Raw genomic sequence first — 12,131 nt, 5'->3', positions numbered from 1 at the left:
GCTCGGGATTATTTATTATTCAAGCATTTTATGCCACATGCCTGGAAAATCAGGAATCGTTTTGCGAGTAGTAGAAATATTTTTGATTCTTATATTTTCTATGCGCAATCCAAGCATTGCAGCAAACGTTGCCATTCTGTGATCCGCATAAGTTTCCATCACTTCCCCATGCATATGATTACTTGGCTCAATACGAATGCCATCTTCGAGCTCTTTAGCACCAATCCCAACTCGATTCAATTCATTAACTAAAGCTTGCAAACGATTCGTTTCATGCCCTCTCAAATGCGCGATACCATGAAGTTCACTTGGGCCGTCCGCAAAAGCAAGAATAGCTGCAATGCTGGGAGCAATCTCCCCTGCTGCACTCAAATCAAGATACGGAATTGCTTTAATCACACCATCGCTTCCCACATGCATTATTCCAGCGTCATCGCTTGTTTTTTCAAAACTAACTTTTGCGCACATTTTCTCTAATATTCCAGGAAGCAATCCACCAGGTTGAGTTGAAGAAAACGGCCAATTAGGTATACTGACACTTCCTCCAGCAATCAATGATGCTCCTAAAAATGGCGCAGCATTAGAAAGATCAGGCTCTATAGTAACAACCTTAGCTAAAGCTATTTTGCTCTCTTTAACATGCCACATTGCGTTGCTAGTCATATTTACAACCCCACCCGCTTTGCAAATATCGTCCATAGTCATGCGAATATGCGGCATACTTGGCAATGTGTCACCAATATGTTTAAGACTTAAATCCCCAGGTATACGCGAGCCAATTAGAAGCAGCGCAGAAATAAATTGTGATGATGAAGAAGAATCAATTTTCACAACTTTTTCAGAAAAATCATTTATTCTAGATTCGACTGAAGGTGGCGTAATAGTAAAAGGCAGGAAACCCTCTTCTCCTTGATATTCTACGCGAGCACCAAGCTGCTCTAAACCGTCAAGAACTGGCTTCATAGGACGAGCATAAGCTTGCTTATCGCCATCAAATCGCACAGCTTTATTTGCAAATAAAGCTAAAGCTGCAACGAAACGCATTACAGTTCCAGCTAAACCGCAATAAACTTCAGCATTATCTGGAACCCTAAAAATTCCATCTTCTGGAGGAATTACACGAAGCTTAGTTCCATCTTCATTTAGTGACTCACATCTAACGCCAAATGTAGATAAAGCGTTAATCATAAGCTCCGTGTCGCGCGAGCGCAACAATCCTTGTAAAACTACTGGTTTTGTGCCCAAAGCTGCCAAAATTAAATAACGATTCGACAAAGATTTACTGCCAGGAACCTCAATATAAGCTTTTAATTGATGATTAGCATACGGTGCTTTCCAAGAAGTAGCGCAATCTGCAATATCGTTAACATCACTCATACTATGAATACTATCGATTGACATGTACTGCTAAATAAGAATAAAAAAGCAAAAATACGCATATTTCATTAGATACAAAAAAGTCGGGGTGACAGGATTCGAACCTGCGACATCCTGCTCCCAAAGCAGGCGCGCTACCAAACTGCGCTACACCCCGAGGCTTTTGAACTGATTACCAGTTCCAAGCACAATCAACTACAATAGCGCACTTTGCAGACAAATGCAAATTACGACACACGTATTATGAAAATTTTTTTCTTCATTACAAAATTCAACTAGCAAAACTCATTACTAGCTACCAAACGATACAATAGAATTAGTTTAAATAAAAAGGGGCTAATTATGGGACGCTTCCAGCGAACAGAGGCAATGGGATTAATATCATTCATAGTTTGCGCAGCTTGTGGAATGATTATTATGAGAATGTATATGGCAACAATGCCAGCGTTTTGGCAAATTAGCCAGCGACTATTCCTTACAGCTTCAGCTATTGTGTCTTTGTGCAGCATAGGCGCTTTTATTGTTGGATACTTGCGTACAAATAAAAAAGTTATCAGTCATCACTTAATTCGAGTAGCTAAGCATGCGTTTGAAATAACAGCACTTTCTACGATTTACGGCGCAACGATGTTTCTTATGTCTTTTGCTTTGCTATCTATTATTAATAGCATTATTGGCAGATCAGCAATGAACAGCTATTTACCAGTATTATGCTCAGCTCTATCTGGAATTGTTGGATATGCAACTCTTATTCAAGCTGAACTTCTTGAAGCTAAAACAGTGGCTTCTCTCCTGCCATTATTCGTTATTTCTGGAGCTGCAACTGCAGGCCTTACGACAGATGATCCGTACTGGTATAACAATAATTTCTCTCAACTTGGAGACCGCACAACATTTGCAGCCAGCATGTTTAATGCAACACTTGTTTTATCAGGAATTTGCATTATCATAACGAGCTACTTTGCTATTACTGAATTCGTTGCAACGCAGCATGAAATGCTGCAACACAATAACCAAAAACTGATTAAACACTTCAAGATGCGCACAACTGTTATGGCAGCTTTGCTTATTCTTGGAGGAATATCGTTTATTGGAATAGGAACTTTTAGATACACACCACATCCTTTCTTGCATGATTTGTGCGCTCGAGGCGTGACAGGATTAATTTGTACAATGCTTATTTGCCTTCCATGGCTTGCTCCTAGGCTTTCTCGCACATTCTATGTTGCTTCCGATTTAGCGGTTGTTCTTACTGCGTGGGCAGGAAATCAGTGGATGCATGGAAATAATACTCTTACAAATGTTGAAGCGTTATCATGTCTGCTATTTCTTGGATGGATTATTGTATTTTCAAGACAAGTTGCTGCTATGCAAAGTGATCGTCTTCAATCAAAAATAAATCAAGCTTTAATACTAAATAGAAGATCAAAAGCACAAATAGAAAAAGAACAAATATAAATTAAACTAACAAAAGCAGCGTAGAAACTTAAATTTCTGCGCTGCTTTTAGTTTTTTACAAGTCACAAACTTCTTTACGAATAAAGCATAATACTTAACATTCTGGCTTATGCTCGCTCATAAGAAGCAAGAAACTACGAGATTGTGCGACAATATTAAATCCTGCTTCATATAACAATTCCGGACCCTTTGGATTATGTGTGTCCACAATCAACTTCCACTTTTCACCATAACGTTTATCTGGCAAAGTAAAAGTAATAGGTTCATAATGCGCATTAAAAATAAGAATAAAGTCATTATCAACCATTCTTGTTCCATACCAGTCAGTTTCTGGAATATCAGAACCATTCAAATAAATCATCACAGATAAAGCATGAGTATTTGACCAGTCATCCATATCCATAACAGTACCGTTATGGTCAAGCCATTCAACTTGTGGAATATCGCTTACATCATCTCCAGCAGAACGACCTGTAAAGAAACGACGACGATGTAACACAGGGTGCTTCAAACGCAAGTGAATAAGCTTGGAAACGAAATCGAACATATCTCGTTGAGTTTCGTTATAATCCCAACTTATCCACGAAATAGCGTTATCTTGGCAATAAGCATTGTTATTACCATTCTGCGTGCGCATGACTTCATCACCAGCGCATATCATAGGGATACCCTGGCTCATCAAAAGAGTTGAGAACAAATTACGTATTTGACGTTCACGCAATTCGTTAACATCGTGAATATTAGTAGGTCCTTCAACACCGCAATTCCACGAACGATTGTCGTTCGCACCATCACAATTGCCTTCTTTATTAGCTTCATTATGCTTTTCGTTATAGCTAACTAAATCGTTCATAGTGAAGCCATCGTGAGCTGTAATAAAGTTCACGGAAGCTACAGGCTTTCGTCCATTTTGCTCATACAAATCTGAGCTACCCATAAGCCTGCTAGCAAATTCAGGTAATGTAGATGGTTGTGAACGCCAAAAGTCGCGGACACAATCGCGATATCTTCCGTTCCATTCAGACCAACTTGGAGGGAATCCACCAACTTGATATCCACCAACACCAATATCCCAAGGCTCAGCAATAAGCTTCACACTTGAAATAATAGGATCCTGCTCAATAATGTCAAAGAATGCAGAAAGTTTATCTACTTCTTGGAACTGACGCGCAAGAGTTGCTGCTAAATCGAAACGGAAACCATCGACATGCATTTCAGTTACCCAATAACGCAAACTATCTGTGATCAATCGCAATGCTTTTGGAGAACGCATAAGTAAGGAGTTACCAGTACCAGTAGTATCAAAATAATGACGCTGATCATTATCTACAAGACGATAATATGCGCGATTATCAATACCACGGAAACTCAAAGTAGGACCACGGTCATTGCCTTCAGCAGTATGATTGTAGACAACGTCTAGAATCACTTCCATGCCTGCAGCATGATATGCCTTAACCATTGATTTAAATTCGTTAACTTGCTCTCCGCGCTGACCAGAGCTGGAGTAAGAATTTTGAGGAGCGAAGAAACCAATAGTATTGTATCCCCAGTAGTTGCTTAATCCTTTATTTTGTAAGAAAGAATCGTTTACAAACTGATGAATAGGCATCAATTCTATTGCAGTAACACCAAGCTTCTTTAAATAAGAAATAACGCTTGGATGTGCAAGTCCAGCATAAGTGCCTCTAATATCTGGAGGAACACGTTTATCAAGATTAGTCATTCCACGAACATGAGCTTCGTAAATAACAGAATCATGATACGGAATCATAGGGTGTTGATCATTACCCCAATCAAAATACGGGTTAATAACTGCAGCCTTCATCGTATGATCTGCAGAATCCAAAGTATTCATTGCTGAAATATCATCTGGATTATCAAACCAATACGAGAAAAGACTCTCATCACCGTCTATATTTCCTTCAATCGCCTTGGCATACGGGTCAAGCAACAACTTATGAGGATTGCACCATAAACCATGAGAAGGATCATAAGGTCCGTGAACACGATAACCATAACGCTGACCAGGCTGTATGCCTGAAACATAGTTATGCCACACGTATGAGTTCTGCTCAGTCATGTCAATACGTGTTTCGTTATCATGCTCATCGAATAAACATAATTCAACGCGCTTTGCAACTTCGGAAAACAGCGCAAAATTCACGCCAGCGCCATCATAGTTTGCGCCAAGCGGATACATGGAACCTGGTCGTATATGCATAATATAAGTATCTCATATATTCGAGTAGTTTTCACGTCATGTTGACGTTATTTAAAAAAAGCTTTAATTTTAATGAAAGCCTCAATTAATAACGTAATTCCATGGATCGCAAGCTTCGCCTAACCAAGCAACTTCTGGACGCTCTCCATACATTTCTTCTATGCAATCAGCAATATCATTAATTGCATAAGTAAACCACAATGATTCAATAGCACTATGAGAAGTGTTAATAATCATAGGATATGTGTGTTGCATATAATCTTCACCAGAAGAAAGACGCAATTTCGATTCATATTTAGCTCGCTCAATTGCATCAAGCGCAGGATGATGACGCAAATCGCTTGTAACATATACGTCAACTTTTTGTTTGCGAACTTCATCTAACAAGCTTTCACCAGAACCAGGCAAAACAGCTACTGTACTAACTTTCGCATCAAGATTTCCAGCAACTTGAATACCAACTTTCGTATGAGGAAGAACGTTAAAAACATTTTGCGCAAAATCACGCAATGATATAGGCATATCCAAAACGCCAATTCTACCTAAACCAATGTTTCGTCCAGCAGAATCTATCTGCTTAGAAACAACAATTGGGCGCAAATTATGAAGACCAAAATACTCTGCTGCAGTATGAGCAACTCCGCGCCACGCTACATCCGCATTAGTGTGACCGACCCATAGCGCACAATTATTACTAATTAAGCGCTGCACAATTTCGCCACGAACAGTTTCGTTTGAAACCCCATGCACAGCTTTAAAAAATAGAGGATGATGAGTTATTAATAAGTTTGCACCCATTGATAACGCGCGATCAACTGCGCTAATCGTAGGATCGCTAACGCATACGATTCGCTGAATTTGAGAATGCAAATCTCCAACAATAAGACCTGGCTCATCCCATTCTTCAGCAAAGCTCAATGGATATAACGTTTCTATAGCTTCAATTACTTTGCTTAATCTAATCATTTTCTTCTCCCTTTAATCAATACTGTTAATGCGCTGCTAATTGCCAATCTACACCAACTCCAGTAGAAACATTGAGAGGAACGTCTAAATTCACAGCATTTTCCATAGCTTTGCGCACAATATTTTCTACCTGCTCTTGCTCACCATGTGAAATTTCTAAAATCAATTCATCATGTATTTGCAATATTACGCGGCTGCGCACTTTTGCTTCACGCAATCCCAAATCAACACGAAGCATAGCAAGTTTCATAATATCTGCGGCAGTACCTTGTATTGGAGCATTAAGAGCTCCACGCTCAGCAGCTTCACGAGATGCGCGATTATTGGAAGAAAGTTGCGGGAAATACCTACGTCGACCAAACATAGTTTCTGTATACCCAAGTTCTTTTGCCTTCGACACAAGAGATTCCAAATAGTCATGAACATTGCCAAAAGTATCAAAATACTTATTTTTTAACATTTCAGCTTCAGCCGGACTAATAGAAAGCTGTTTTGCCAGCCCATAAGTACTCAATCCATACGCCAATCCATAGCTCATAGCTTTTACGTGAGAACGTTGATCCGGACTTACTTGCTCAACAGGAATCTTATAAACTAAGCTGGCAACATATTTATGAAAATCTACGCCGGAACGGAAAGCTTCAATAAGAGTTTTATCATGAGATGCATGAGCCATAATACGAAGCTCAACTTGTGAATAATCACAACTCATTAGATATTCAAATTCTTCTCCTGGAACAAAAGCAGCACGAATTTCACGACCAGCAGCATTCCTATTAGGAATATTTTGAAGATTAGGATCAGCAGAACTTAAACGACCAGTTGCTGCAATAGTTTGCTCAAAAGTTGTATGGATGCGCCTATCGTCATAATGAGCTGCATCAATTAAACTTTGCACAATCTGCTTCAATTTATTAGTTTCACGATGTTTAAGCAGCGCACCCAAGAATTGACTTGCAGGCTCTTCGGGGTCAAGTTTAACGTACATAGCTTGTAAAGCTTCTGCATTAGTCGTGTACGAGCCATTCTTTGTACGACGAGTAGGCTTAAGACCAAAATGCTCGAAAAGTATTTGCTGCAACTGCTTAGGGCTTTGTAAATTAACAGAACTACCTGCAACTTTCCAAGCCATATTTTGCGCAAACTCAGCATCTGCAGAAAATTGCTTAAGCATACTACTTAAACGTTGCATATCAACTGCAGCACCGACATCTTCCATGCCACGCAAAACTCGCGAAATAGGCATTTCCAAATCAGTCATCAAACCAGTTTGTTTTCTATCGTCAAGTGTTGAAGCAAAATGAAGAGCCAAAAGACGAATAAGAAGCGCAGTTCTTAAGAATTTTGCTTCACGTGCTTGAGTTTGCTTTTCATTAGTTTCTTCTTCACTAGCCGGAGCTTCATCGTCAATAAGAAGATCAAGCTCACCTTGCTTAGCTTCGTTTTCGCCCAAATTATCTTCATCTGACTGAATATCTAAATAATGTTCAGCCATATTTTCTAAAGTTTCAGCTCGAAAATCAGGCTCCAATAAATATGATGCCAATCGAGTATCAAGAAGTGGAGTACCGAATGGATTATTAGAATCGAATAATTTTAACGATTTTAGCAATCCCAAATGCTTTTTATAATCATGCAATACTGTTATTGAAGAATTTTTTTGCAAGAACTTTTGCAACATCTCAAGCAAAGCTCGATCTGCTGATTGCAAATCAGAGGCATACAATAATACAGCTTTATTAGCAACAAGAATTATTAAAGAATCTGCAGTCAACTCAAAATGATGTTTTGAATTCTTATTGCACTCATGAGCGTATATTACAACTTCTTGATTTTTACGTATAGGTTCAGCACATTTACGAGAATTATTTATAATTTTTTCGGAACTTAATTCTTCAAAAGCATCTTCAGTATTTTTTGAATCTTTCTTTATTTCTGCATAGAGTAAAGAAGAAACGGAATTCTCCCAATTAATAAAGTCTTCTACAGTTTTAACATGATGTAAGTCAATGCCTGCTAGCATTTCTTGAAAATTTTCTGCGTCAATATTTGATTGATCGCTTTGAGCTAGCTTATCGTTATTAGCATCACCTTCATACGTAGAAGAAAACATTATACGCATATTATTTTCAATAGATTGTTGCGTACCGTTGCTAAAAGTTTTGAGAATCTTTCTCTTTTTTAATTCGCCAAATTCAAGTTGAGACAGCAAGATTCCTAATTTTGCAGCATCAACTTCACCGAAGCACAAATCATCTACAGTTACGCCTAAATCCAAATCACAAACTAAAGCATTAACTTTACGGTTTAAACGAACTTGATCAATATTTTCTCTTAAAGCTTCTCCCTTTTTGCCACTAATCTCATTCGAATGTTCAATAATATTTTCTAGGCTTCCAAATTGATTAATCCATTTAGCAGCATAACCATCTCCAACACCTGGAACTCCTGGGATATTGTCTGCAGTTTCTCCTCTTAACGCTGCTAGATCAGGATATTGCTTAGGTGTAACATGATATTTTTCAAAAACAGCATCCTTATCCATTTCTTTTAAATCTTTAAAATGCTGTCCTGGATACAAAACAGTAATATTGTCATCTATAAGTTGGAATGCATCACGATCACCAGAAAGTACTAAAGTTCTATAACCGGCATTCGCTCCCATTGTTGCAAGAGTGCCGATAACATCATCACCTTCATAACCTGGTTTCTCAATATAAGTGACACCAAGAGCTTTAAGCATCTGCTGAATAATAGGAAGCTGAGAAAGAAGCTCCTGCGGAGCAGCATCACGAGTACCTTTATATTGAGGAAGCATAGTATTTCTAAAAGTTCCACCTTTAACGTCAAAAGCAATAGCTAAGCGGTCAGGCTTCTCTTTTTTTACAACCTGCGAAAGCATAGTAATAAATCCCCAAATGGAATTTGTTGCCTGCCCAGAGCGAGTAGAAAAATTATCTGCAGATATTGCAAAAAAAGCACGGAACGCAAGAGAATGGCCATCGACAACCAACAACGTTCCTTTCTCATTCTTAAGTTCCGAAGAATGTTCTTCAACGATGTTGGTATTCACTGTTGACTACTCACCCACGTTCCGTAAATTACTAATAAATAACTATGCGTTTATATAAAAATGAATAATAACCCTACTAATTTTCAGATGAAGATTCTATTTTATCATCGCTGTACTTTGCAATAATAGCCATTGCAAGACGCTTCTTAGGAATGCGCTGATCCATAGAAGTTTTTTGAATCCAACGGAAAGCACCCTGCTCAGAGAATCCAGCCTTATCCATAAGAAGACCCTTAGCACGATCTACAAGCTTACGTTCTTCTAAGGTATCTTCAGCTTTCTTCAACTTTTCTTCTGTTTTCTTCAACTGATCTTCAGCATCGTGTAACTTGTTTTCTGCACGTTCAACACTATCTAATAAATCGTTGATTTCACTAAAGCGACCCATAGCAACTTCCAAAGCAGGAAGAAGTTTAGATTCTTCATACGGTTTAGTAACGTACGCCATCGCTCCAGCGCCAGTTGCTTGTTTTACTAAATCTGACTGTGAAAATGCAGTGAGCATTACTACAGGAGCAATATTCTCATCACAGATTGTTGCAGCAGCAGTAATACCATCCATAACAGGCATCTTAACATCCATGCACACAACATCTGGATGATTTTCACGCGTCAACTCAATAGCTTCTTGACCGTTAGCAGCCTGACCTACAACTTGATATCCGTTATCTTCAAGCATTGCAACTAAATCCATACGATTAACTGATTCATCTTCTGCAACTACTACAGTACGAATATGATTGTCTTTCTTTTCTTTAGATTCTCGCTGAGCAGCTTCATCATTTGCAGCTTTGCGCAGCTCATCATCAGTAAGTACCTCAGGCATTGCTGGCTCTGTCCCTTCATTTTCATCCATACCTGGCATATTCAAAACCTCACTTCATTGCCACACATTCACAGGGCAACATCGCCATGCATCTTTAACATGGCGCTCACGCAACGGCACACTCATAAACACTAGTGGAAATTGCGCATCATAACGCAATCTGCATGTCATTAAAATACCGCACGCGCACCATGTTCGTGTCAATTAATAATATCATAAGAATTGCAAGACGCGCGAACAAGCACATACAATTAGCACTATTTTGCTTATTTTATATAATCGCAGATAATAATACAGCCAACGCACCAAGTATTGCTTGAGCAACGCACATAGGAAAAGCATTCTTATAATCACCTATAAGCACACATTTAGTAAACTTATAAGATTTAATTGCAATGACTAACAATAAAAGCCACTGAAAAGCAGCAAAAAATAAATGCCACGAAGAATTGCATACAATCGCACTAAAACTGAGGAAAATTTCAACACTATAAAAGCGCCATATTGACGGCACTGCTGAAGGTAACGCAATAAGCAAAACAGAATATGCAATCAAAAGAACAGCAGAAACAATGCTCATAGCAGCACATAAACGTCTGCCATTGCGCTCGCCAATTTTAACCATGGCAGTTATTTTTCCATGCTCTTTATCGCTTTTAATATCTCGAAGATTGTTTACCATCATTAAGCAAGCCGAATAAGCACCAGGAATGCAAGATATTAGCACACAAGCCAAAATCCTTTGCCTGTTATTGATAAATATGCTAGTTTCTGGAATACCAATTCCGTATGTAATTGCGCATAACGAACCAATAAAAGGAACAGGACCGAAAAATACAAATGCACTTACTTCTCCCCAACCCTTATAACCGTAAGGATGTTTACCTCCTGCATAAAACCATGCTGCAGCAAAGCACGCAATTCCAAGTAAAATAAACCAATATATTCCAGTTCGCAAAACAATAATCAAACCAAAAATAGAAGAAATAAAAGCAGAAATTATTACGGCTTTAAGCACAGATTTCGCGGAAATTCCAGCATTTGCAAGGCGCCAAGATACATCGCACAAAGGTTTTGAATTATTGCTACTTAAAGCGCGCAAACTACGATTCTCATCCAGGCCATTTAATCCATCACAATAATCATTGGCATAATTGACGGCTATTTGTATAAACGCAGCAACCATGCAGCACAAGAAAAATTGTATAAAACATTGCTCTAGATGCATAACTGGTTCTTCAAAATACGAAAATCGTATCATTCTAAATGAAACCGCAAACGCCATAACAACAGGAACTAAACCTATTGGAAGCGTGTAAATTCTTGCACCCTTAAGCCAAATTTTTACACTTTTCATCAAAAGCCTCATAAATTATTTATGATTTATTTATTTGTGATTTACATAAATATTTTACACTAAATTTGGCAAAAAGATTGAAGTGCATATTGGTAAAGCAATAATAAGTGCAGAAATAACTAAAGCCAAGAATCCGCGCCATCCGAATGGGTATTTGTAATACGAAGACTTGCGCGTACGCAAATAAAAACCGCGCTCTTCCGCTGCTAGTGCAGAACTATCTGCTTTACGCACTGAAGAAACCAAAAGAGGCACAATAAGAGGCATCATTAGTTTTAATTTTTTAAATGGATTTTTACTATCGTATTCAACTCCGCGAGCCATTTGAGCTTCTGTAATTTGAGACATTTCTTGCGCAAAAATAGGCACAAAACGAACCGCAGTAGTTATAGTAAAAGCGTAACAATATGGAATATGCAAATATTGGACTACAGCATTTGCAAGATCGTTTAATTTAGTTACTGTTAGCACTGTAACAAGAGGAAAAGCAAAACAGAACAAACGCAAAGAAGCTTTCGCTCCAATATCAATACCTCTTAACGTAAACCATAGAAAAATATAGTTTCCACTTTGAGCAATAACAGTTTGCAGCAAAAACATTACGCAAGAAATTATTAGCATAGCTTTAATAAGACCAAATAATGTTTTAATAACATGAGTAAAAGCCATGCCAATAAAAATAATAACAGCGAGCGCAATAAGTACAGAATACTGTTTAGCAATAAATACGCTTATTACAATGCTCGCAGCAAGAATTAGCTTCGCAATAGGGTTTGTGCGGTGAAGGAATGTGTTGCCTGATTGATATGTTAATAGTCTCGTTTTCATAAATATCAGATGCCTTTTTTAC

General features: G+C 38.3%; 8 protein-coding genes and 1 tRNA gene. 1 reads left to right on the top strand and 8 read right to left on the bottom strand.

What is annotated here, in order from left to right; genetic code table 11:
- Positions 1-15: 15 nt before the first annotated feature.
- Together aroA and ACJV2T_RS02785 are read right to left on the bottom strand one after the other, a co-directional pair.
- Entirely contained in the window at positions 16-1,377 is a 1,362-nt protein-coding gene (gene aroA / locus ACJV2T_RS02790) for a 3-phosphoshikimate 1-carboxyvinyltransferase (RefSeq protein ID WP_419399061.1), read from the bottom strand.
- 83 nt (positions 1,378-1,460) lie between these two features.
- A tRNA-Pro gene (locus ACJV2T_RS02785) sits at positions 1,461-1,534 on the bottom strand.
- Between the two features lie 185 nt (positions 1,535-1,719).
- Between ACJV2T_RS02785 and ACJV2T_RS02780 the strand changes: the two genes are divergently transcribed.
- Positions 1,720-2,835 carry a DUF998 domain-containing protein gene (locus ACJV2T_RS02780; RefSeq protein WP_419399060.1) on the top strand — a complete coding sequence of 372 codons (1,116 nt, stop codon included), beginning with the start codon at positions 1,720-1,722 and terminating at the stop codon, positions 2,833-2,835.
- A 94-nt stretch (positions 2,836-2,929) separates the two neighbouring features.
- On the opposite strand, the gene glgX is transcribed toward ACJV2T_RS02780, so the two are convergent.
- From glgX to ACJV2T_RS02750, 6 genes are all read right to left on the bottom strand, one after another.
- Complete coding sequence (gene glgX / locus ACJV2T_RS02775; RefSeq protein WP_415683049.1) at positions 2,930-5,059, bottom strand: glycogen debranching protein GlgX; 2,130 nt, start codon at positions 5,057-5,059, stop codon at positions 2,930-2,932.
- Positions 5,060-5,140: 81 nt separating this feature from the next.
- Positions 5,141-6,025, bottom strand: coding sequence for a Nif3-like dinuclear metal center hexameric protein (locus ACJV2T_RS02770; protein ID WP_415683048.1), 885 nt, complete (start codon positions 6,023-6,025; stop codon positions 5,141-5,143).
- A 25-nt stretch (positions 6,026-6,050) separates the two neighbouring features.
- Complete coding sequence (polA, locus tag ACJV2T_RS02765; protein WP_419399059.1) at positions 6,051-9,098, bottom strand: DNA polymerase I; 3,048 nt, start codon at positions 9,096-9,098, stop codon at positions 6,051-6,053.
- Positions 9,099-9,174: 76 nt separating this feature from the next.
- A complete protein-coding gene (locus ACJV2T_RS02760; RefSeq protein WP_419399058.1) occupies positions 9,175-9,963 on the bottom strand; it encodes an ANTAR domain-containing response regulator in 789 nt (262 codons plus the stop codon).
- A 232-nt stretch (positions 9,964-10,195) separates the two neighbouring features.
- Positions 10,196-11,281, bottom strand: coding sequence for a 1,4-dihydroxy-2-naphthoate octaprenyltransferase (gene menA, locus ACJV2T_RS02755; RefSeq protein ID WP_419399057.1), 1,086 nt, complete (start codon positions 11,279-11,281; stop codon positions 10,196-10,198).
- A 54-nt stretch (positions 11,282-11,335) separates the two neighbouring features.
- Positions 11,336-12,109: an energy-coupling factor transporter transmembrane component T family protein gene (locus ACJV2T_RS02750; protein WP_415683044.1), complete on the bottom strand. Its 774-nt coding sequence runs from the start codon at positions 12,107-12,109 to the stop codon at positions 11,336-11,338.
- Positions 12,110-12,131 lie beyond the last annotated feature (22 nt).

The sequence above is a fragment of the Gardnerella phocaeensis genome, from assembly GCF_048545075.1.
Taxonomy (GTDB): Bacteria; Actinomycetota; Actinomycetes; order Actinomycetales; family Bifidobacteriaceae; genus Bifidobacterium; species Bifidobacterium vaginale_J.
This window is presented reverse-complemented; position numbering and strand designations above follow the sequence as displayed.

Excerpts from the sequence above, each read along its gene's own strand:
- glgX (WP_415683049.1), bottom strand. The coding sequence starts at position 5,059 with ATGCATATACGACCAGGTTCCATGTATCCGCTTGGCGCAAACTATGAT.
- aroA (WP_419399061.1), bottom strand. The coding sequence starts at position 1,377 with ATGAGTGATGTTAACGATATTGCAGATTGCGCTACTTCTTGGAAAGCA.
- menA (WP_419399057.1), bottom strand. The coding sequence starts at position 11,281 with ATGAAAAGTGTAAAAATTTGGCTTAAGGGTGCAAGAATTTACACGCTT.
- ACJV2T_RS02750 (WP_415683044.1), bottom strand. The coding sequence starts at position 12,109 with ATGAAAACGAGACTATTAACATATCAATCAGGCAACACATTCCTTCAC.
- ACJV2T_RS02780 (WP_419399060.1), top strand. The coding sequence starts at position 1,720 with ATGGGACGCTTCCAGCGAACAGAGGCAATGGGATTAATATCATTCATA.
- ACJV2T_RS02760 (WP_419399058.1), bottom strand. The coding sequence starts at position 9,963 with ATGCCAGGTATGGATGAAAATGAAGGGACAGAGCCAGCAATGCCTGAG.
- ACJV2T_RS02770 (WP_415683048.1), bottom strand. The coding sequence starts at position 6,025 with ATGATTAGATTAAGCAAAGTAATTGAAGCTATAGAAACGTTATATCCA.